Raw genomic sequence first — 21,583 nt, 5'->3', positions numbered from 1 at the left:
TTTGCCTAAAAAACCTTCTATAAAATACCAAACAGTTAATACTAATCAACTTGCGTTTTATTAATCGAACTCAGGTTGTAAATAATATAATAAGGAAAACACTTTCTACACCAATTTTAGGTAAGCAGTAAAAAGCTAGAATTTGAAAAGCAAAAAAGATAATAAATGTATTTGCACGACCTAAATAATCGGACAATGTAGACCAAGTAATTCTTCCTAAACCATTAAATACTCCAATAAAACCAACAATTGCTGCTGCTTGCATTGGTGTATAAGCTAATTTTTCTTGCATCATTGGGCTCGCAGCAGAAATAATTGCAATACCACACGCAATGTTAATAAACATCATAATCCAGATGTAATAAAAACGAGGAGATTTTAAAGATTCGTTTGCAGAAACGTTAGAAATATCTGCTTTAATTGTTTTTCCTTTTCCTTCTTTGAAGCCTTCTGGAACATAACCAACAGGAGGTCTTTCTATATATCTAGCAGAAGATAAAATTAGTACCATATAAATAGCTCCTAGTATATAAAAGGCATTAGAAACACCAACCGTTTCAAATAATTTTGCCATTACTGGACCAAAAATTAATGCTGCAAAACCAAAACCCATAATTGCCATTCCTGTTGCTAAACCACGTCTATCTGGAAACCATTTTACCAAAGTACTTACAGGTGTTATATAGCCTAAACCCAAGCCAATACCTCCTATAACTCCGTAGCATAAATTAAATAACCATAAAGCTTCTATTTGAACTGCAAAGCCAGAGCCTAAAATTCCTATTCCATATAAAATGCCAGCAGTAGTACCACTAATTTTTGGACCAACTTTTTCTACCCATTTTCCTAGAAATGCTGCTGAAAGACCTAACAATAAAATAGCAATTTTAAACGCCCATTTTATAACACTTCCTTCTACTTCAAAAATGTCTTTTACAGGATTTGTCATTACAGAATATGCGTAAACAGATCCTATTGAAATATGAATACCCACAGCAGAAGCTGCAATAAGCCATCTATTTTTTAGTTTTTGTGCTTTCATAATATAATTCTTTAATTAATTTTTACTTTTTTAAAATAGTTACTTAAAATTTTTGAAGCTTCTTCCAATTCTTCTTGAGTGTTTTCTCTTGCATTTTCCAATTCATATTCCCAACCTAAAGCTTCCCATTTATGAATTCCTAATTTATGATAAGGTTGCAATTCTATTTGTGCTATTGTTTTGTATTCTTTAAAATAATTGCCCAATTGATGTAATAATTCTGGAGTATTTGTAATTTCTGGAATTAACACATAACGCAACCACATTTTTTTACCAGAGTTTTCTCTATGTTTTGCAAAATTGAAGGTAGTTTCTTTGTTTTTTTGACCAGTTATTTTTTGAAAACCATCTTCTGTCATGTGTTTGATGTCTAGCATTACTAAATCTGTATACTTGTCTAACAATTCCATTATTGGATGATTTAAAACACGACCATTCGTATCTAAATTGGTATGAATACCTTCTTCTTTTAAACGTTTGAAAAAAGGAATTAAATTTTGTGCTTGTAAAACGGGTTCTCCACCAGAAACTGTAACGCCTCCTTTTTCACCAAAATAAGATTTCATTTTTATGGCTCTTTGTACTAGCTCTTCAATATGTATTTCTTTACCACCATGTGTATCTATAGTATCTGGATTGTGGCAGTATAAACATTTTAGTTTACAGCCTTGTAAAAAAATTACCATTCTAATTCCTGGGCCATCATGTGTGCCAAAAGATTCTATGGAATGCACGTTTAATATGTTTTCTTGTGTTTTGATTTTTTGAGAATTTTAGGAATCCGTTAAAAATTGTAAAAAAGGGATTCAAAAAAAACTCAACCTACTTTTCTTTTGAAAAGCAACCTCTTTAAGGAGTTTATGCTATTTTTTTGAATCCCTTAAAATTTAAAAATAAGATGAATTGGTTTACATAGATTTGTGGAAAGAACGAGAAATAACTTCCATTTGCTGCTCTTTAGTTAATCTTATAAAATTAACTGCATAACCAGAAACTCTTATAGTTAATTGTGGGTGTTTTTCTGGATGTGCCATTGCATCTAACAAAGTTTCTTTGTCTAAAACATTCACATTTAAATGTTGTGCACCATGCTCAAAATAACCAGTTAAAGTTGCTGCTAAATTGTCTATTCTTTCTTCTTCTGTAGCGCCTAAAGATTTTGGTACAATAGAAAAAGTGTTAGAAATACCATCTTGAGAATCTTTATAATCTATTTTAGCAACAGAATTTAAAGAAGCAATTGCACCATTGGTATCTCTACCATGCATTGGGTTTGCACCAGGAGCAAAAGCTACACCTAAGGGTCTGCCATCTGGAGTTGCACCTGTTTTTTTACCATAGACAACGTTAGATGTAATTGTTAAAACAGACATGGTTGGTGCTGCATCTTTATAAACTTTTAATTTTTTAAGTTCATTATTAAAATCTTTTACACCATTATGTGCAAAAATATCTACCCTGTCATCATCATTACCAAATTTTGGAAATTCTCCTTCAATTTTAAAATCTACAGTTAAACCTTTTTCATTTCTAATTGGTTTTACTTTTGCATATTTTATTGCAGATAAAGAATCTGCAACAATAGATAAACCTGCAATACCATAAGCAATATTAATATCTGGATTGGTGTCGATTAAAGCCATTTGAGCTTTTTCATAATAATATTTATCATGCATAAAATGAATAATATTCATGGCATCATTATAAACTCTTGCCACTTCTTTCATGGCAATTTTAAAGTTTGCCATTACTTTATCAAAATCTAAAATTTCACAATTACAAGGTGCAATACCTGCAACCATTTGTGTTCCAGTAATTTCACATTTCCCACCATTTATAGCTAATAATAGTGTTTTGGCTAAATTGGTTCTTGCACCAAAAAACTGAATTTGTTTTCCTAGCTCTTGATAAGAAACACAACATGCAATTCCATAATCATCAGAACCTCTTAAATTTCTCATTAAATCATCATTTTCAAACTGAATAGATGAAGTATCTATAGCTACTTTAACACAGAATTTTTTAAAGTTAGCTGGTAATAATGGAGACCATAAAACTGTAATATTTGGTTCTGGAGATGGCCCTAAATTATATAATGTATGTAAAAAACGGAAAGCTGTTTTGGTAACTTTAGATCTACCATCATTAAGCATACCACCAATTGCTTCTGTTACCCAAGTTGGGTCTCCAGCAAAAATTTCATCATAAGCAGCCATTCTTAAATGACGTACCATTCTTAATTTCATTACAAATTGGTCTATATATTCTTGTGCTTCAACTTCTGTAATTGCACCACTTTGTAAATCTCTTTCAATAAAAATATCTAAAAAAGTAGACACATTACCTAAAGACATGGCAGCACCATCTTGTTCTTTTACAGCAGCTAAATAAGCCATATAAGTCCATTGTACTGCTTCTTGCGCAGTTTCTACGGGTCTGTTTAATTCTAGATTATAATGATTTCCCATTACAATCATATCTTTTAAAGCCTTAATTTGTTCTGCAACTTCTTCTCTAAGACGAATTACAGCATCTGTCATTGGGCCAGTTATGTTTGCTAAATCAGCTTTTTTAACTTCAATTAGTTTATCAATTCCGTATAAAGCTACACGTCTGTAATCTCCAATAATTCTTCCTCGAGCATAATTATCTGGTAAACCAGTTAAAAATCCTAAAGAACGGAATTTCTTAATTTCTGCATTGTAAGCAGAAAATACACCATCATTATGTGTTTTTACGTATTTTGTGAATAAAGTATTAATATCTTCACTAGGTTTTAAGCCTTGTTCCTGAAGGGCTTTTTGTACAACTTTGTAACCTCCAAAAGGTTTCATAGCTCTTTTTAAAAGCGAATCTGTTTGCAAACCAACAATGGTTTCATTCTCTTTGTCTATATAGCCAGCTTTAAAATTTGAAATACCAGAAATGGTTTCTGTATCTACAGAATGTACACCTCCTTTTTTTCTTTCTATGGCAGTTTCTTTTTTACAAACTTCCCAAAGTTTTGCTGTTTTTACACTTGGACCAACTAAAAATGAATCATCTCCATAATAAGAAACAATATTTTTAATTATAAAATCTCTAACATTAATAGAGGTGTTCCATAATCCTTTTGTAAACTCTCTTTTTTCTGGTCTTTCTAAAATTAATTCTTCTACTAACATGGCTTAGATATTTTATAATTTTTATGTTTTTTACTTTTGATGGTATAAATTTACAGCACAAAAAAACTTTAAAACATGATAAATGTTAGGTTTTCAATTATTTAAGAAAAAGTTGGTTGTTTTAAATTTGATTATGAATTATGTAGCAACTTTATTCTGATAAGATTTTAGGAAAACTTTAAAAATTCATTTAAATAATTACCTTTGCCAACATTATAAATAATATCTGAATTTTAGTTCAGCTTAAAAAATTAGTATAGCATGCAACTGTACAATAAATTAAGCGCAAAAGAACGCGCTGCTTTAATAGATGAGGCTGGTAAAGACCGCCTAACCATTTCTTTTTATCAATATTACAAGATAGAAAACCCACAATTATTTAGAGATAAATTATTTTTAGAATGGAACGCTTTAGACGTTTTAGGACGAATTTATGTTTCTTTTGAAGGCATAAACGCGCAATTGTCTGTGCCGGCAGAAAATATGCAAGCTTTAAAAGAACAGTTAGACAACATTTCTTTTTTAAAAGACATTCGTTTAAATGTTGCTGTAGAACAAGACAATAAGTCGTTTTTAAAGTTGAAGGTTAAGGTTAGAAACAAAATTGTTGCAGACGGTTTAAATGATGCTACTTTTGATGTTACCAACAAAGGTGTGCATTTAAATGCGAAAGAATTCAACGAAATGTTGGCAAATCCAAACACGGTTTGTGTAGATATGCGAAATCATTACGAAAGTGAAATTGGGCATTTTGATGGTGCAATTACACCAGATGTAGATACTTTTAGAGATTCTTTAGATATTATAGAAGCAGATTTAAAAGACAATAAAGAAGACAAAAATTTGTTAATGTACTGTACTGGAGGCATTCGTTGCGAAAAAGCTTCTGCATATTACAAACACAAAGGTTTTAAAAATGTTTTTCAGTTAGAAGGTGGTATTATAGAATACACACGCCAAGTAAAAGACAAAGGCATTGAAAATAAATTTATTGGTAAAAACTTTGTTTTTGACCACAGACGCGCAGAAAAAATTACTGACCATGTAATTTCTAACTGCCACCAATGTGGAAAACCTTGCAATACGCATACAAATTGCGCAAACGAAGGTTGCCATTTGCTTTTTATACAATGTGATGCGTGTTCAGAAAAAATGGAAAACACCTGTTCTACAGATTGCCAAGAAGTAATTCAACTTTCTTTTGAAGAGCAAAAAGAATTGAGAAAAGGCAAACGCGCAAGCAATAAAATCTTTAAAAAAGGTAGAAGTGAGGTTTTGAGGTTTAAGAAATAACTAATTAAATAAGTTCTTTTTCTGTAATTTTATAAGATTGAAACGGTAAATTACAAAGATTTTAGATCGAATGTAAAACATTGGTTAGACAAAGTTATTAATGATGTAAGTGATGTTATTACAACAAGAAAAGGCCGTAAAAATTTGATATTAAAATCTGTAAAAGAGTTAGAAGCTGCTAAAGGTATAGCAGAAGAAATAACAATCTAAATACAACTAATTTGGTCTACAACCTATTGCAACAATTATTTGTATTGGCAAAGAGCGGATAAGAAAATTGTCGGAAAACTTTTTGTTTTTTGAGTTTATAAACATTATTCTCTAGTTAAAAGAGGTATAATTTTTCGCTTTAACATAGGTTTATCATCTCTCCAATCTTCACCTTTCAATCTATCTTTATAATTCGTTACCATTAAAACTTTACCACTTTTGTCTAGTAAAATGTACTTTGACATACCATTTATATTCTTAAATTTTTTAGGTGTAATTTCAGTTAGAAAATTTTTGTATCGTTTTCTTTGTTTTTTTCCGTAAATATTTTTTAGAGACATCACAGTAATTCCCTTTTTTTTACTTTCTAAATATTTTTTACTGTAAGCGTAATTGTTTTCGTTTCTATCAATAACAAGTACTAATAATTTAAGATTATAATTTTTAGCTAAAGCTAAAACGTCTTTTAAATGCACTATACAGGGCTCACACCATAATCCAAAAGTATAAATTAGTGTAAATTCTTTATCATTTTTTGCAAGACATTTAATATCTGTAAAATCAACTTTTAAAAAACCATAATTGTCTTTTGTTATATCACAACTTTGACTGTGAACAAAACTACTGATTAGTAAAATTAAGGTAAAGAATATTTTTTTCATAAATATAGCTTTAAAACTCTCTATTAAATAGAGAGTTTTTTAAAAAAAATGATTAGTTATTTAATAACACTTTATAGCCACCATAATTACCTACAGTGTAATCAAGATTATAAATACCTTTAGGCACTACTATTCCTGACTCCTCATCTGTAATATCTTCGTCAACATAAAAGTTGGTATCAAAATCTTCGGAATTAAGTTCAGATGCTAATGCCAAAATTACATAATTTTGTCCATTTATTTCTTGAGTACTAAAAGTTAGGTCGTTTGAACTTTTCGATGCTTCCACTGTTATAGCAACTTCTTTTACCTTGCAAATACCTATTTTCCTACAACCTTTAGATCTTCTACCAATTGTAAGTGTAACTTTAGCTTTAACTTTAATTTTTGGATCTCCATCCTCTTTAGCCAAGTGAAAATTACTGCCATCTATTAAATTGAAATCCTTAAATAATTCTGGTTCTTTTTTTTGTAAGGTATCGTTATTCTCTTGTTCAGAACAAGAAAATAAAATTAGGTTCATAAGTAATAAGGTTAAAACTGTTAAATGTTTTATTTTATTTATTTTCATTATTTTGTTTATTAAGGGTTATAGTATTTAGTTAATTCGTTATTATTAAAATCGTCATTAACTTCATCAAGAATCGTTTTTGATATAAAGCCTACTATTAGGTTTTAGACGATTATATTTTTAAAATTATTAAAATAAGTTACAAAACGTTAAAAATACGTTCTTAAAATACAAACAAGAATATCTTCTTGTTAAGGTCAAATAAATTTTAAAAAAAGAATGTGCGCAATTTTTATAAACATTCTTTTTCTTTTGCTAGCAAGTTTCTAAAATAAAGTGATCTGCTCTATTTTACAAACACGTAAATCTAAAAAAAAAACTGAACTCGCAACTAAAAGTCATGTTTTCTTAATTTATGTTAATATTATAAATTCGTTATACAATTTTTGTTAACTCTATAAATTATTAACAGTTGGTATTTTTACCTTTCTATTCTCAATCCATTTTTATATATTTACTGATTAAGCAATAAAGCATATTTTTGTTGCAAACAATTGAGTATCAATTTAAAATAAAGGTTTGTAGGGTTCGTTATTTAAAAGTTAGGTAAGGCTTTGTACAGTAAAGCACTAACTATTAAAAATCAACCACTAAAAACTAAGGATATATATGGCATGTGGAAGTTGTGGTACAACAGAAAATGGAGTACCAAAAGGATGTAAAAGTAATGGTAATTGTGGCACAGGAACTTGCGGAAGTGGCAGTCAAAAATTAGCTGTTTTCGATTGGTTGTCTAATATGACCTTGCCAAGTGGACAAGAACGTTTTAATATTTTTGAAGTCCGTTTTAAAAACGGAAGAAAACATTTTTATAAAAATGTAGATAATTTACCCATAACTATGGGAGATATTGTGGCTGTAGAAGGAAATCCTGGGCATGATATTGGAACCGTTTCTTTGGCAGGAGAATTGGTAAAAGTGCAAATGAAAAAGCGCAAAATTACTGAAGATCATGAAGATGTAAAGAAAATTTACAGAAAAGCAAGCCAAAGAGATATTGATGTTTGGCAACAATCTAGAGCTAAAGAAGAAGAAACACAACGCAGAGGAAGAGAAATCTTAGGCGGTTTGGGTTTGCAAATGAAATTGTCTGATGTAGAATATCAAGGAGATGGCAACAAAGCTACTTTTTATTACACCGCAGAATCTCGTGTAGATTTTAGACAATTAATTAGAGATTTGGCAAGTGCCTTTTCTATAAGAGTAGAAATGAAACAAGTAGGCGCAAGACAAGAAGCAGCACGTTTAGGTGGTGTAGGTTCTTGTGGTAGAGAGTTGTGTTGCTCTACTTGGTTAACAGACTTTAGAAAAGTAAGCACCTCTGCAGCACGTTACCAGCAACTGTCTTTAAATCCGCTAAAATTAGCGGGGCAATGTGGTAAATTAAAATGTTGTTTAAATTTTGAATTAGATACCTATTTAGATGCTTTAAAAAGTTTTCCAAAACAAGATGTAATTTTAAAAACAGAAAAAGGAGATGCCATTTTTGTAAAAATGGATATTTTTAAAGAACACCTTTGGTATACCTATAAAGAAGAGCGTTTTAAATGGTTTAGACTCACCTTAGAACAAGTTTTAGAAATTATAAAACTGAATAAAAAAGGAGAAAAATCTGCAACTTTAGAAGAATATGAATCTGATGTAGAAGTTGCTGTAAAAGTAGATTTTGAAGATGCAGTTGGGCAAGATAGTTTAACGCGTTTTGATGCGCCAAAGAAAAACAAACGCAGAAGAAACAACCGCAATAAAAAGAAGGTAGTTCATGCAAATGCCAATAAACCAGCAAGCCCCAATAAACCTAATGGCAATAAACCTGCTAGAAAAAACACAAACAGAAAACCACAGGCAAAATCGCAAAATAATGCTGTGCAACAAAACAAGCCTAAACCAAGACCAAAAAGAAAACCGAATACAAATAATAATCAGCAGCCTAAAGGCGAAGTAAAAAAGACAAACAAACCAAGGCGAAACCCAAATAGAAATCGTAAAAACAATACTCCTAAAAATGGAAACGATTTTGAAAAATAGATGTGTTCATCTAATCCTATTCCTTGGTTTAATTTTGGCTTGTAATAACGTATCAGAATTTAATCAATATAAAAGCATCGCAAATAATTCTTGGGCAAAAAATGATACCATAAGTTTTCAATTTGAAATAAAGGACACCATTTCACCTAAAAACTTGTTTATCAATATTAGAAATAACAGTGCTTATGAGTTTAGTAATTTATATGTAATTACAACACTTAAATTCCCAGACAATAAGCTAATAATAGATACTTTACAATATAAAATGGCAGATGTAAATGGTCGTTTTTTAGGCGAAGGATTTTCTGAAATTAAAGAAAATAAGTTATTTTATAAAGAACGTAAAGTTTTTCCAAATGCTGGATTTTATCATTTTAAAATAAGACAAGCAATGCGTAAAAACGGAGTAATAGAACCCATACAAGCATTACAAGGAATACAAGATGTTGGTTTAAGCATCGAAAAAACACAATAATTTTCTCTTTTAAAAGAGTATTAAAAATACAGTCTTCTAAATTTAAAAGCAATTTTATTTACTATGGCAACAAAAAAAACAGCAACTACTAGTTTTAAAAAATACCTAAAATGGTTTTGGGGTTTGGTTTTAGGAGGTTTTGCGCTAATTTTATTATTATTTCTTATAGCATCTGTTGGTGGTTTTGGTGCTTTACCAACTTTTGAAGAATTAGAAAATCCACAAACCAATTTAGCCACAGAAGTAATTTCTGCAGATGGCAAAACCATTGGTAAATATGCTACAGAAAACAGAACACCAATTCACTTTAATGAATTACCAGATAATCTAATACAAGCTTTAGTTGCTACAGAAGACGAAAGATTTTTTGAGCACTCTGGTATAGATTTTAAAGGTTTGGCAAGGGCAGTTGCAAAATTAGGAGCCGGCGGTGGTGCAAGTACCATAACACAACAATTGGCAAAAAATTTATTTACCAAAAAAGCCTCTTCTAATATTTTTGTGAGAATTGCACAAAAAATGAAAGAATGGGTGGTTTCCGTAAAATTAGAACGCCAGTATACAAAACAAGAAATTATTGCAATGTATTTAAATACGCAAGGTTTTTTGTTTAATGCATCTGGTATACGTTCTGCAGCAAGAATTTACTTTGGTAAAGAAGCCAAAGATTTAGATTTACAAGAATCTGCAATTATTGTAGCTATGCTTAAAAATCCTAGACAATACAACCCAAATAGAAGAGTTTCTAAAAAGAAATCTCTACAAAGAAGAAATGTTGTTTTTGCACAAATGCTAAAGAATGAATTTATTTCGGCAAAAGAAAAAGATTCGCTACAAAAACTACCACTTAAAATAAATTACACTCCAGAAAATCATAACGAAGGTTATGCAACTTACTTTAGAGGTCATTTACAAAAAGTAATGCGTGCTTGGGTAAAAAATAATCCAAAACCAAATGGCGAGCAATACAATATTTTTAAAGATGGCTTAAAAATATTTGTAACCTTAGATTCTAGAATGCAAATGTATGCAGAAGAAGCAATTAATGAGCACATGGCAAATTTACAAAGCTTCTTTTTTAAAGAACAAAAAAAGAATAAAACAGCACCTTTTTACGATATTGAAAAAAACCAAATTCAAGCCATTTTAGAACGCGCTAAGAAAAATTCTGACAGATACAAACGTTTAAAAATTGCCGGTAAATCTAAAAAATACATCAATCAAGTTTTCAACAAGAAAACTAAAATGAAGGTTTTTTCTTACAAAGGAGATTTAGATACCATAATGTCTCCTAATGATTCTATTAAATATTATAAGTATTTTTTGCGTTCTGGCTTATTATCAATAGAACCACAAACAGGCCATATAAAAGCTTGGGTTGGTGGTGTAAATTACAAACATTTTAAATTTGATGCAGTTGGGCAACAAAAAAGACAAGTAGGTTCTACTTTTAAACCATTTGTATATGCTACTGCAATTAATCAATTAAAGCTATCTCCATGTGATCAGTTTCCTAATGTACATTACACAATTCCTAAAGGAAAATACGGAATTCCAGAAGAATGGATGCCAGATAATTCTAACGATAAATATGGTGGAATGTTAACTTTAAAAGAAGGTTTGGCAGGTTCTGTAAATACCATGTCTGCAAGGTTAATAGATATGGTTTCTCCACAAAATGTAGTTCGTTTGGCAAAATCTGCGGGTATAGAAAGTAATATTCCTGCAAATCCTTCTATTGCTTTAGGTGCTGTTGAATTGTCTTTATTAGAAATGGTAAGTGCATACTCAACTTTTGCAAATAGTGGTTTGCGCGTAAGTCCTATGATTATTACAAGAATAGAAGATAAAAACGGAACAGTTTTAGAAGAATTTACACCAGAAACACAAGAGGTTTTAAGTGAAGAATCTGCTTATGTAGTTATCGATTTATTAAAAGGTGTTACACAATCTGGTTCTGGAGTAAGATTAAGAACTCCAAGAACAGGTTATCCAAAAATTGTAACTGGTTTTCCATACTTGTTTAAGAATGATATTGCAGGAAAAACTGGTACCACTCAAAACCAATCAGATGGCTGGTTTATGGGTATTGTACCCAATTTAGCAACTGGTGTTTGGACAGGTGGAGAAGACAGAGCAACCCATTTTCCTGGAATTGGCTATGGCCAAGGAGCAACCATGTCTTTACCTTCTTGGGCTTTATTTATGCAAAAATGTTATGCAGATAAAAACCTAAATATAAGTAAAGTTGATTTTGAAAAACCCGATAATTTATCTGTAAACATCAACTGCGAAGAAGGCTCTGCAAAAGAAGATGCCAATAAAAAAGAGGATACACCTAAAGTAATTATTAAAGAAGATACAGATTTTTAAACTTACCCATATTCTAAAAAAATAAGCAAGCCAACTTTATGATTTGGAAACCAACTGAAAAAAGCATACAAAATTCTAATATTGGTAAATTGATGCAGAAACATCAATTTACTTCTTATGAAGAATTATGGAGTTGGTCTACAGCAAATAAAGAACAATTCTGGAGCGAAACTGTAGCCGAATTAAATATTATTCAACAAAAAAAATATACAGAAATATTAAATTTACAAGATGGCGTTACACAAGCAAAATGGCTTTTTGGTGCACAATTAAATATTGTAGATTCTTGTTTTAAAAACAATGATAATGCTGTTGCTTTAATTTATCAAAAACCAAATGCAACAGTTCAAAAAATAACACAAAAACAATTAGAAAACTTAGTAAATCGTATTGCCAATAGTTTTAAAACCATTGGCATAGTAAAAGGAGATACCATTGCCATAGATTTACCAATGACTTTAGAGTGTGTTGCTATTTATTTAGCAGCCATAAAAGCGGGTATTGTAGTAGCCACTATTGTAGATAGTTTTACGCCAAAAGAAATTGAAATTCGTTTGGCAATTACAAAACCAAAAGTAATTTTTACACAAGATTTTTTAGTAAGAGCTAACAAAACGTTTTCTTTATATGAAAAAGTTGTACAGGCAAAAGCCCATAAAATTGTAGTTTTGCAAACCCAAACTACAGCAAAGGTTACCCTAAGAAATAACGATGTTTTTTGGAATGATTTTTTATCTGAAAACACCAATTTTACGGCGGTACAATTAACACCTCAAGAAAATATAACAATTTTATTTTCTTCAGGAACTACAAGTGAACCTAAAGCAATTCCTTGGAATGCTACTACAGCAATTAAAGCCGCTTCAGATGGTTTTTACCATCAAAACATACAACAAAATGATGTTGTTTGTTGGCCAACAAACTTAGGGTGGATGATGGGACCTTGGTTAATTTTTGCAACGCTAATAAATAAAGCAGCAATAGCATTGTATTATGATGCGCCTTTAGATAAAAACTTTGGAAAATTTGTACAAGAAGCTAATGTAAGCATGTTGGGTGTAATTCCTAGCATTGTAAAACACTGGAAAAATAAGGCTTGTATGGAATCTCTAGATTGGAGTGCTATTAAAAATTTTAGTTCTACAGGAGAAGTTTCTAATCCTACAGAAATGGAATATTTAATGCAATTGGCAAATAACAAACCTGTAATAGAATACTGTGGTGGCACAGAAATAGGTGGTGGTTATGTAACTAGCACTGTTGTACAAGAAAATAAGGCAAGTACCTTTTCTACCAAAGCTTTGGGTACTAATTTTGTTTTACTGGATGAAAGTTATACTGCAACCAAAAAAGGAGAGGTTTTTTTAATTCCGCCAATTATGGGGCTTTCTAACAATCTTTTAAATAAAGATCATTTTGATATTTATTACAAAAATACACCAAAATATAAAAGCATTTTAAGAAGGCACGGAGATGAACTACAAACTTTACCAAATGGTTATTTTAAAATTTTAGGAAGAGTAGATGATGCTATGAATTTAGGCGGAATTAAAGTAAGTGCTACTCAAATAGAAGCTGCTATAAACCTGCTAAGTTTTGTGCAGGAATCTGCGGCAATTGCAGTTGCACCTAAAGATGGCGGTCCAGCAAAATTAGTGGTTTTTTATGTTGAAAAAAATAACAAAAATAACAACGAAAAACGCTTAGAATTGGCACAACAAATTGTAAAAAAAGAATTGAATCCGCTGTTTAAGGTAATGGATTTTGTAAAAATTAATACATTGCCTAGAACTGCGAGTAATAAAATTATGAGAAGAACCTTAAGAGATAATTATTAATTTTATGCATTTATTTAAAAAATTTTATTGGCTCATAAATCCTATTTTAATTGTGTGTTTTATAACTTTAGCAAAAGAGGTTTTTAAAATTGAAAACACTTTTTTAAGCACTGGTGTTGCTTGTGCGTTGGCTTTTGTATTGTCTCCCAAAGTAAAAATTGTAGAAAAACAAACCGGAGAAGAAGAGCAAATAAAATGGTTATTTTTTAAAAAGGTAATCAATAAAAAAATGTAAAGTATGATTAAATATTTAGCTCAAAAACCCTTTTTAATAGGTTTTGCTACTGTTTTGGTTTTAAGTGCAATTTTAGATTTTGTATTTCATGTAGATCGTCTTCTGATTAGAATCCTAATTATAATGCCATTTTTATTTATTTTGTCGCCAAGAAAAAAGAAAATTCAAACCCAAACTGGTACAAAAATACAAATTACATGGCTCTTTTTAAAGAAACCAATTATTTTAGATGAATAAAATAAGTAAGTTAAATGCATCTAGAATAAAAGTAAACAAATAAATATAAAAAGTCTAATTACTCTAAATGAGTCTAAAACTTTTAAAATTTAGAATCAATAAAAAATTTAATCAATTGGTTAAGCATATAATACTATAAACAAAAGCGTATTTTTTCCCTTTTAGGGAAATTAAAAAAGGCAATATGAAAATAATATCATACAACGTAAACGGCATAAGAGCTGCATTAAAAAAAGGGTTTTTAGATTGGTTAAAGGCTGCAAATCCAGATGTAATTTGCATACAAGAAACCAAAGCGCATAAAGAGCAATTAAATTTAGAAGAATTTGAGGCTGCAGGCTACCCTTACCATTATTGGTTTTCTGCAGAAAAAAAAGGCTACTCTTCTGTGGCAATCTTTTGTAAAGAAAAACCAAATCATATAGCATATGGCACTGGTATAGAAACTATGGATTTTGAAGGAAGAAACCTAAGAGTAGATTTTGATGACGTATCTGTAATGAGCATGTATTTACCCTCTGGCACAAATACAGCAAGACTAGATTATAAGTTTAATTATATGGATGAAATTCTAGAATATTTATCAACATTAAGAAAAACAATACCAAATTTAGTAGTTTGTGGAGACTATAATATTTGTCATGAAGCCATAGATATTCATAACCCAAAAATGAAAGGTGTTTCTGGTTTTTTACCAGAAGAAAGAGATTGGCTCTCTAAATTTATAAACAGCGGTTTTATAGATAGTTTTCGTTTCTTAAATCCAGAAAAACAAGAATATTCTTGGTGGAGTTATAGAGCAAATTCTAGAGCAAACAACAAAGGTTGGCGTTTAGATTATGCCATGGTAACCAAACCTTTACAAGATAAAATTAGTAGAGCTTATATTTTACCAGAGGCAAAACATTCCGACCATTGCCCAATTGCAGTAGAATTAAATCTTTAAAAAAAACAGTTTTATCTTTATAAAACCTAAAAATACTGAATGCAAAAACTACTTCTTTTCTTATTTTTTACTGCCGCCATTTTTTCACAAGAAAAAAAGGATACCATCTTTCAATTGAAAAAGGATACACTATTAATTGAAACAAAAATAGATACTCTTTTAGTAAAAAAAGACACAGTTTTTCCTATAAAAACTATAGACAGTTTAAGCTTACAGAAAGACAGTACACAAACGGCAGTTTTTACAGACAAACAATTAACCAAAATCGATAGTTTATGGATTGCTGCAAAATTTAAATCGCCTTTAATAGACACTTTAACTTATGTTCTTAATGATAAAGATATTATTGGCGAAACCAAAACTTCTGTAACCACAGATTTACTAAAATTAAGGCTTAATACATTAAACAGTAGAACACCTTTTAACTTAGCATATAATGCTTCTTTAGAAAAAGTAATCAATAGTTATTTGTTGTATCGAAAAAAATATTATCCGGCTTTAATGGCAAAGGCAAAATATTATTTTCCCATGTTTGAGCAACATTTAAACCTATATGATATTCCTTTAGAAATGAAATATTTGGCTATTGTAGAATCTGCATTAAGACCAAAAATAAAATCTAGAGTTGGTGCAACAGGTTTGTGGCAATTTATGTATGGCACAGGTATACAGTTTGGTTTAAAGGTAAGTTCTTATGTAGATGAGCGCCAAAATCCTGTACAAGCAACCATTGCTGCTTGCAAATATTTAAGTGAACTTTTTAACATTTTTGGCGATTGGGATTTGGCCTTAGCCGCTTATAATTCTGGCCCAGGAAATGTTAGAAAAGCTATAAAACGTTCTGGTGGAAACAAAAACTATTGGAATATAAGACCTTATTTACCAAGAGAAACGGCAGGTTATGTACCCGCTTTTTATGCTACTATGTATATTTTTGAATATGCAAATGAGCATAATATTTATAGTGATATTCCAGCATATTTTAATTTTGAAACAGATACCATTCGTATTAAAAGAACCATTGGTTTTGATCAAATTGCTGAGAAAATTAATTTAGATGAAGAAATTATTAGCAATCTAAACCCTTCTTATAAATTAGATATTATTCCCTTTATAAAAGGTAAAAATTATGCAGTAAGGCTACCAAGTAATAAAATTATAGAATTTTTAGATAAAGAAAACGCAATTTATGCTTTGGCAGATGAAAATGATGCCAAAAGAGAAAAACCCTTACCTAAGTACTTTGAAATGGACCAAAGAGTGCGATACAAAGTAAAAAGTGGCGATTATCTTGGTAAAATTGCAAAAAAATATGGTGTAAGGGTAAGCGATTTAAAAAAATGGAATCGACTTAAAACAAGTCAATTAAAAATAGGACAACGTTTGTCTGTATATCCAAAAAAACTATAACTTTATCCGCAGAAAAAGAAATCTAATATTTTTTAACTTTTTTATAAGTTAAAAACATATCATTGGAACAATTGTTGCTATGCTATTTCTGAAAATCAAACTTAATAATTTACAACCATACATTATGAAAAAAATAGTAGCCATTTGTATTCTTTTTGCACTGCTTTCCGCTTGCCAAGGAAACGATAAATTTGTACTAAGAGGTTCTATAGGAACTTTAAATAAAGTTATGGTAGTTACCAAAGCCAGTAACTGGAATGGAGATTTAGGCACAATAATAAGAAATTCTTTTGGAGAACTTGTTGTGGGCTTACCTCAACCAGAACCTGTTTTAAAAGTATCACAAATTGCACCAGCTGGTTTTAATAGTATGATGAAGATAAACAGAAATATCTTAGTTATTGGAACAGCAGATAAAGATGAGTTTTATGTAAAACAAAATATATATGCAAAACCACAAACCATAGTTTATATTTATGGTAAAGATAACGCTAGTGCAATAGCAATGTTTAAAAAAAATGAGGAAAAAATTATACAAACCTTTTTAGAATCTGAAATTAAAAACACTCAAAATATCTTTACCAATAGACGTATAAATAATGCCAACTATAAAACATTAAATAGTTTAAATATAGATTTTACAATACCAGATAATTTTAGAACTGTAGAAGATACAGGTAATTTTTTATGGTTAAGACAGCATCTAAAAAGCGGCATTGCAAAAACAGGTAGTAATAATATTTTAATTTATGCCATTCCTTTAAAGGATGAAACTAAAGTTGCAGAAAATATTGTTGCTGTTAGAGATAGTATTGGAGAAGCTCACATACCAGGTTCAGACCAAGAAACCATGCACATGATTACAGAAGAAGCCTACACACCTTATACCCAAGAAACTATTGTAAATGGTACTAAAGCTTTTGAAACTCGTGGAAAATGGGAAGTTAAAAACGATTTTATGGCAGGCCCTTTTATTAACTATTCTGTAATAGACAAAAAAAACAATAGAGTTATTGTTTTTGAAGGTTTTACCTACGCGCCATCTGTAAACAAGCGCGCGTTTTTGTTTGAATTAGAAGCTATTGGTAAATCTTTAAAAATAAATTAGAAAACTTATTATATTACAATCTTAAACCCAAAAAGAAGAGCTTCTTTTTGGGTTTATAGCTTTTACAATTCCACCATAATTTCTTATTTCCTATCTTTGGTTCTCAACCAAAAACTATTTTTAAGATGGAAATGAATTTTTTTGCTTTTATAATTGCCGCATTTGTACCAATGCTAATAGGTTCTATTTGGTATGGTCCTTTATTTGGTAAAACGTGGATGCTTCAAATGGGCTTTACAAAAGCATCTTTAGAAGGCACCAATATGGTTAAAACACTTTTAATTTGTTACGTGCTAAGTTTTTTAATTGCGTTTGCTTTAATGCCAATGACAATACATCAAATGGGTGTATATTCTACCTTAGCTGGCGAACCTGGTTTTAATGAGCAAACAGGAGAAGCTTTTCAATTATTCGAAAATTTTACTGCTACTTATGGAGACCGTTTTAGAACATTTAAACACGGTGCTTTTCATGGAATTATCTATGGCTTTTTCTTAAGCATGCCCATTTTAGCCATTCAAGCTTTATTTGAAAAAAAATCTTTTAAATACATTGCTATAAATGCAGGGTATTGGTTACTTACTTTAGCTATTATGGCTGGTATTGTTTGCCAATGGGTTTAAGAATAATTTAAATTGAGTTTTCTAAAACTAAAAACAAAATAACAAAGTCTTACCGTTTTTAATAGTGTGTTTTATCACAAAATAAGCGCACAAAAAACCACGCAATATTTGCGTGGTTTTTTATAAAATTTAAAGATATAATTAATAGCCTACTTTAGCTCTTACCCTTTTTAAAACATCATTTGCCACCAAAGTTGCCTTTTCTGCACCTACTTTAAGTGCTTCATCAATTTCATTTCTATTGTCCATAAAATGATTGTAACGTTGTCTAACAACGGCAAACTTATCTATAATTAATTCATACAAAGCTTGTTTTGCATGGCCATAACCGTAATTTCCACCCACATAATTAGCACGCATCTGATTTATTTGTGTATCAGAAGCTAATAATTTATACAATGCAAAAACATTATCTGTATCTGGATTTTTTGGGGCTTCTAGAGCTAAACTATCTGTTTTAATGCCCATTATTTGCTTTCTTAACTTTTTATCGGTTAAAAAAATATTAATGGTATTATTTCTAGATTTACTCATCTTTTCGCCATCTATACCAGGCACTAATTTTGTATGCTCTTGTATTTTTGCTTGGGGCGCAATTAAGGTTTCTCCCACACTATTATTTAATCTATTTGCAACATCTCTTGCCATTTCTAAATGTTGCAGTTGATCTTTGCCAACAGGTACAACCTCTGCATCATACAATAAAATATCTGCAGCCATAAGCATTGGGTACGTAAATAAACCCGCATTTACGTCTTCTAAACGATCTGCTTTGTCTTTAAAACTATGTGCTAAAGTTAAACGTTGGTAAGGAAAAAAACAGCTCAAATACCAAGATAATTCTGTTACCTGTGGTATATCACTCTGTCTATAAAAAACAGTTTTAGTAATATCTAAACCACAAGCCAACCAAGTTGCAGCTGTACTATACGTATTTTCTCTTAAAAGATTACCGTCTTTTATTTGTGTTAAAGAATGCATATCTGCTATAAATAAAAAAGCTTCATTTTCTGGATTATTAGCCATTTCTATTGCGGGTAAAATAGCACCTAATAAATTTCCTAAATGTGGTGTTCCTGTACTTTGTACACCTGTTAATATTCTAGACATTAATTTTTATTTTAAGTTTTTTTTAAAGAGCGAAAATTACATCCGCTTTAAAGCGTAAAAATAAGGTTTTGATTAGATAAAATCTATAAACAAAAAGAATATTAGTAATATTGCAATGTATGAAGTTTTTTAAAATACCTTTTTTACTTATTTGGCGGTTTTGGTTTTACTTATTGCTATTTACTAGTATTTTAATTTTATCGCCTTTTCTGCTGGTTTTTACTTTAGATTTTAAGTATTATCATCGGTTTTGGGCTATTGCCAGAATTATTTCTAAAATCTTGGTATATGGCATGGGGTTTCGAATAAATTTTAAAGAAGTACAAAAAATTGAAGCTGATAAAAGTTATATGTTTTGCCCTAATCACACTTCTCTTTTAGATCCTTTTATATTAATTGCTTTAAGTAAAAATCCAATTGTTTTTGTTGGTAAAAAAGAATTGGTAAAAATACCCATTTTTGGCTTTTTTTATAAAAAAGTAGTAATTATGGTAGATAGAAGCAGCGCAGAAAGTAAAAAACGAGTATTTAAAATGGCTAAGGAGCGCTTACAAAATGGGGTAAGTATGGCTATTTTTCCTGAAGGATTAGTACCAGAAGAAAATGTAATTTTAGCACCATTTAAAAAAGGTGCTTTTAGTTTAGCAATTGAGTTTGAAATACCCATTGTACCACAAACATATTACGATTGTAAACGTTTTTTTTCTTGGGATATTTACAAAGGTGGCCCTGGAGTTATAAGGGTTAAACAACATAAATTTATACCCACAAAAAATATGCATTTAAAAGAAGATTTAATACCGCTAAAAGATAAAACTTTTGCTATTTTAAAGCAAGATTTAGAAAATGATAAAGCTTATATGAAAGATACGAATAGAAAAAATGAGCGAAAAATTAAACTATAAATATTCAGCAACAGAAGAAAGATTAAACATTTGGTCTCATGCCATTGGCTTGTTATTAAGCCTTGTTGCCTTGCCTTTCTTAACTATGAAATCTTTAAATTACTCAGGTTTTTGGAAACCAGCTAGTTTTATAATTTATGGATTAAGTATGGTAATACTTTACGCAGCTTCTACCTTTTACCATGCTGCAAAAAATCCTAAAAAAAGAAGACAACTAAATATTTTAGATCATGCTGCAATATATCTTTTAATTGCAGGTAGTTACACACCATTTTGTGTAGTGGGTTTAAATTCTTCTTTAGGAAATTATATGGTAGTTTTTGTTTGGATTTTTGCTTTAATAGGTATTGTTCTAAAATTATTTTTTACAGGTAAATACCGCAAAATTTCTACAGCAATGTATCTTTTAATGGGTTGGCAAGTCGTTTTTTTTATAGGGCCTTTAATAGACAGTTTGTCTTCTTTTAGTATTAACTTATTATTTTTAGGCGGGCTTTTTTATAGTATTGGTGCTGTGCTTTATATGATTCGAAAAATACCTTACAATCATGCTATTTTTCATTTATTTGTGCTTTTAGGTAGCTTTTGCCATTTTTTATCGATATACAATTTATAGCTACAATATTATTAAACAATACAAAATTCAAAACAAAACCTTTTATCTACTAACAGATTTCTATAATTTTAAAATAATTTGCATCTCATTTTATGAAAAATTTAAAAAATTTGTTTTTCTAGAAAAAATAGTTATATTTGTTATAATCAGCATGTTAACTTTTATTAACATGTTGGGTATTTATAAATTTATTTAGGGGGTAGGTTTATTAAATTTCCTCGAACTTTGTTCGAGGTTTTTTTATTCCCAAGTTTTAAAAGGATTTTTACAAATATAAGAGTTATAATATTTAATTTCTCCTGTAACCTCTTTGTCTAACCAATCTGGTTTATTAAAATTGGTGTGCTCTGTATCCAATTCTATTTCTGCTAAAATTAGTCCGTTATTTTCGCCTAAAAACTCATCAACCTCAAAAATATAGGCATCATTTTTTATAAAATACCTGTATTTTTCTACAATACTATCTTCACAGAGTAAAAGCAATTGCTCTGCATCTGTTATGGCTATTTCTTTTTCCCACTCAAATCTTGTGGTGCCACTTTTATTAGATTTTCCTTTAATAGTAATAAAAGCTTTTTGGTTAGCTATTCTAACTCTTACGGTTCTCTCTTTATCTGTATTTAAATACCCCTGTTTTAAATATTTTTTCTGAAAACTATCCTCTTTAAATTCTGTATTTAACACTAAAAATTTTCTTTCTATTTCTAAACCCATAAAATGTGCGTATAATTTTACAC

At 30.0% G+C, this 21,583-nt stretch carries 21 protein-coding genes; 14 read left to right on the top strand and 7 right to left on the bottom strand.

All coding sequences use genetic code 11. From position 1 onward, the window contains the following. Positions 1–70 precede the first annotated feature (70 nt). The 3 genes from Q0762_RS12825 to pflB all read right to left on the bottom strand — a co-directional run bounded on the left by Q0762_RS12825 (position 71) and on the right by pflB (position 4,206). Positions 71–1,042: an OFA family MFS transporter gene (locus tag Q0762_RS12825; protein ID WP_298767330.1), complete on the bottom strand. Its 972-nt coding sequence runs from the start codon at positions 1,040–1,042 to the stop codon at positions 71–73. Positions 1,043–1,053: 11 nt separating this feature from the next. Next, the gene (gene pflA / locus Q0762_RS12820) at positions 1,054–1,776 is read right to left on the bottom strand and encodes a pyruvate formate-lyase-activating protein (protein WP_298767328.1); all 723 of its coding nucleotides are present in this window, start codon (positions 1,774–1,776) and stop codon (positions 1,054–1,056) included. A 174-nt stretch (positions 1,777–1,950) separates the two neighbouring features. Continuing rightward, the gene (gene pflB, locus Q0762_RS12815; protein WP_298767326.1) at positions 1,951–4,206 is read right to left on the bottom strand and encodes a formate C-acetyltransferase; all 2,256 of its coding nucleotides are present in this window, start codon (positions 4,204–4,206) and stop codon (positions 1,951–1,953) included. A gap of 261 nt (positions 4,207–4,467) precedes the next feature. On the opposite strand from pflB, the gene Q0762_RS12810 reads away from it, so the two are divergent. After that, the gene (locus tag Q0762_RS12810) at positions 4,468–5,499 is read left to right on the top strand and encodes a rhodanese-related sulfurtransferase (RefSeq protein ID WP_298767324.1); all 1,032 of its coding nucleotides are present in this window, start codon (positions 4,468–4,470) and stop codon (positions 5,497–5,499) included. A gap of 36 nt (positions 5,500–5,535) precedes the next feature. Then, positions 5,536–5,709 (top strand): type II toxin-antitoxin system Phd/YefM family antitoxin, encoded by a 174-nt coding sequence (locus Q0762_RS12805; RefSeq protein WP_298767332.1) that lies wholly within the window; start codon positions 5,536–5,538, stop codon positions 5,707–5,709. 104 nt (positions 5,710–5,813) lie between these two features. Here the strand turns inward: Q0762_RS12805 and Q0762_RS12800 are convergent, their stop codons facing one another. Continuing rightward, a complete protein-coding gene (locus tag Q0762_RS12800; protein WP_298767322.1) occupies positions 5,814–6,371 on the bottom strand; it encodes a thioredoxin family protein in 558 nt (185 codons plus the stop codon). Between the two features lie 52 nt (positions 6,372–6,423). Continuing rightward, the gene (locus Q0762_RS12795; protein WP_298767321.1) at positions 6,424–6,894 is read right to left on the bottom strand and encodes a hypothetical protein; all 471 of its coding nucleotides are present in this window, start codon (positions 6,892–6,894) and stop codon (positions 6,424–6,426) included. A gap of 657 nt (positions 6,895–7,551) precedes the next feature. Here Q0762_RS12795 and ricT point away from each other — a divergent pair. The 10 genes from ricT (at position 7,552) to Q0762_RS12745 (ending at position 18,215) form a co-directional block, all read left to right on the top strand. Next, on the top strand, positions 7,552–8,970 hold the full coding sequence (gene ricT, locus Q0762_RS12790; protein WP_298767319.1) for a regulatory iron-sulfur-containing complex subunit RicT: 1,419 nt from the start codon (positions 7,552–7,554) through the stop codon (positions 8,968–8,970). Further along, the gene (locus Q0762_RS12785; protein ID WP_298767317.1) at positions 8,948–9,445 is read left to right on the top strand and encodes a gliding motility lipoprotein GldH; all 498 of its coding nucleotides are present in this window, start codon (positions 8,948–8,950) and stop codon (positions 9,443–9,445) included. The genes ricT and Q0762_RS12785 overlap by 23 nt, the downstream gene beginning before the upstream one ends. 63 nt (positions 9,446–9,508) lie before the next feature. Continuing rightward, the gene (locus Q0762_RS12780) at positions 9,509–11,818 is read left to right on the top strand and encodes a transglycosylase domain-containing protein (protein WP_298767315.1); all 2,310 of its coding nucleotides are present in this window, start codon (positions 9,509–9,511) and stop codon (positions 11,816–11,818) included. A gap of 38 nt (positions 11,819–11,856) precedes the next feature. After that, a complete protein-coding gene (locus Q0762_RS12775; protein WP_298767300.1) occupies positions 11,857–13,656 on the top strand; it encodes an AMP-binding protein in 1,800 nt (599 codons plus the stop codon). Positions 13,657–13,660: 4 nt separating this feature from the next. Beyond that, positions 13,661–13,891 (top strand): hypothetical protein, encoded by a 231-nt coding sequence (locus Q0762_RS12770; protein ID WP_298767299.1) that lies wholly within the window; start codon positions 13,661–13,663, stop codon positions 13,889–13,891. Between the two features lie 3 nt (positions 13,892–13,894). Beyond that, positions 13,895–14,128, top strand: a complete 234-nt coding sequence (locus Q0762_RS12765; RefSeq protein ID WP_298767297.1) for a hypothetical protein — start codon at positions 13,895–13,897, stop codon at positions 14,126–14,128. A 184-nt stretch (positions 14,129–14,312) separates the two neighbouring features. Further along, positions 14,313–15,074 carry an exodeoxyribonuclease III gene (locus Q0762_RS12760; RefSeq protein ID WP_298767296.1) on the top strand — a complete coding sequence of 254 codons (762 nt, stop codon included), beginning with the start codon at positions 14,313–14,315 and terminating at the stop codon, positions 15,072–15,074. A 39-nt stretch (positions 15,075–15,113) separates the two neighbouring features. Then, on the top strand, positions 15,114–16,484 hold the full coding sequence (locus Q0762_RS12755; protein WP_298767295.1) for a lytic transglycosylase domain-containing protein: 1,371 nt from the start codon (positions 15,114–15,116) through the stop codon (positions 16,482–16,484). Positions 16,485–16,608: 124 nt separating this feature from the next. After that, positions 16,609–17,592: a DUF4837 family protein gene (locus tag Q0762_RS12750; protein WP_298767294.1), complete on the top strand. Its 984-nt coding sequence runs from the start codon at positions 16,609–16,611 to the stop codon at positions 17,590–17,592. Positions 17,593–17,717: 125 nt separating this feature from the next. Then, positions 17,718–18,215 carry a DUF1761 domain-containing protein gene (locus Q0762_RS12745; protein WP_298767293.1) on the top strand — a complete coding sequence of 166 codons (498 nt, stop codon included), beginning with the start codon at positions 17,718–17,720 and terminating at the stop codon, positions 18,213–18,215. Between the two features lie 141 nt (positions 18,216–18,356). Here the strand turns inward: Q0762_RS12745 and trpS are convergent, their stop codons facing one another. Beyond that, complete coding sequence (trpS, locus tag Q0762_RS12740; protein WP_298767291.1) at positions 18,357–19,325, bottom strand: tryptophan--tRNA ligase; 969 nt, start codon at positions 19,323–19,325, stop codon at positions 18,357–18,359. Between the two features lie 119 nt (positions 19,326–19,444). Between trpS and Q0762_RS12735 the strand changes: the two genes are divergently transcribed. Both Q0762_RS12735 and Q0762_RS12730 read left to right on the top strand, forming a co-directional pair. Next, on the top strand, positions 19,445–20,230 hold the full coding sequence (locus Q0762_RS12735) for a 1-acyl-sn-glycerol-3-phosphate acyltransferase (protein ID WP_298767290.1): 786 nt from the start codon (positions 19,445–19,447) through the stop codon (positions 20,228–20,230). Next, entirely contained in the window at positions 20,208–20,846 is a 639-nt protein-coding gene (locus Q0762_RS12730; RefSeq protein WP_298767289.1) for a hemolysin III family protein, read from the top strand. Before Q0762_RS12735 ends, Q0762_RS12730 begins: the two co-directional genes overlap by 23 nt. Positions 20,847–21,086: 240 nt before the next feature. On the opposite strand, the gene Q0762_RS12725 is transcribed toward Q0762_RS12730, so the two are convergent. After that, positions 21,087–21,560: a CYTH domain-containing protein gene (locus Q0762_RS12725; RefSeq protein ID WP_298767288.1), complete on the bottom strand. Its 474-nt coding sequence runs from the start codon at positions 21,558–21,560 to the stop codon at positions 21,087–21,089. Positions 21,561–21,583 lie beyond the last annotated feature (23 nt).

The sequence above is a fragment of the uncultured Polaribacter sp. genome (assembly GCF_947495205.1).
Classification (GTDB): domain Bacteria; phylum Bacteroidota; class Bacteroidia; order Flavobacteriales; family Flavobacteriaceae; genus Polaribacter.
This window is presented reverse-complemented; position numbering and strand designations above follow the sequence as displayed.

Bases quoted from the DNA above. Each gene is read 5' to 3' on its own strand.
- Q0762_RS12755 (WP_298767295.1), top strand. From the start codon at position 15,114: ATGCAAAAACTACTTCTTTTCTTATTTTTTACTGCCGCCATTTTTTCA.
- Q0762_RS12760 (WP_298767296.1), top strand. From the start codon at position 14,313: ATGAAAATAATATCATACAACGTAAACGGCATAAGAGCTGCATTAAAA.
- trpS (WP_298767291.1), bottom strand. From the start codon at position 19,325: ATGTCTAGAATATTAACAGGTGTACAAAGTACAGGAACACCACATTTA.
- Q0762_RS12750 (WP_298767294.1), top strand. From the start codon at position 16,609: ATGAAAAAAATAGTAGCCATTTGTATTCTTTTTGCACTGCTTTCCGCT.
- Q0762_RS12735 (WP_298767290.1), top strand. From the start codon at position 19,445: ATGAAGTTTTTTAAAATACCTTTTTTACTTATTTGGCGGTTTTGGTTT.
- pflB (WP_298767326.1), bottom strand. From the start codon at position 4,206: ATGTTAGTAGAAGAATTAATTTTAGAAAGACCAGAAAAAAGAGAGTTT.
- Q0762_RS12745 (WP_298767293.1), top strand. From the start codon at position 17,718: ATGGAAATGAATTTTTTTGCTTTTATAATTGCCGCATTTGTACCAATG.
- Q0762_RS12730 (WP_298767289.1), top strand. From the start codon at position 20,208: ATGAGCGAAAAATTAAACTATAAATATTCAGCAACAGAAGAAAGATTA.
- Q0762_RS12795 (WP_298767321.1), bottom strand. From the start codon at position 6,894: ATGAACCTAATTTTATTTTCTTGTTCTGAACAAGAGAATAACGATACC.
- ricT (WP_298767319.1), top strand. From the start codon at position 7,552: ATGGCATGTGGAAGTTGTGGTACAACAGAAAATGGAGTACCAAAAGGA.
- Q0762_RS12810 (WP_298767324.1), top strand. From the start codon at position 4,468: ATGCAACTGTACAATAAATTAAGCGCAAAAGAACGCGCTGCTTTAATA.
- Q0762_RS12825 (WP_298767330.1), bottom strand. From the start codon at position 1,042: ATGAAAGCACAAAAACTAAAAAATAGATGGCTTATTGCAGCTTCTGCT.
- Q0762_RS12765 (WP_298767297.1), top strand. From the start codon at position 13,895: ATGATTAAATATTTAGCTCAAAAACCCTTTTTAATAGGTTTTGCTACT.
- Q0762_RS12770 (WP_298767299.1), top strand. From the start codon at position 13,661: ATGCATTTATTTAAAAAATTTTATTGGCTCATAAATCCTATTTTAATT.
- Q0762_RS12785 (WP_298767317.1), top strand. From the start codon at position 8,948: ATGGAAACGATTTTGAAAAATAGATGTGTTCATCTAATCCTATTCCTT.
- Q0762_RS12800 (WP_298767322.1), bottom strand. From the start codon at position 6,371: ATGAAAAAAATATTCTTTACCTTAATTTTACTAATCAGTAGTTTTGTT.
- Q0762_RS12725 (WP_298767288.1), bottom strand. From the start codon at position 21,560: ATGGGTTTAGAAATAGAAAGAAAATTTTTAGTGTTAAATACAGAATTT.
- Q0762_RS12780 (WP_298767315.1), top strand. From the start codon at position 9,509: ATGGCAACAAAAAAAACAGCAACTACTAGTTTTAAAAAATACCTAAAA.
- Q0762_RS12775 (WP_298767300.1), top strand. From the start codon at position 11,857: ATGATTTGGAAACCAACTGAAAAAAGCATACAAAATTCTAATATTGGT.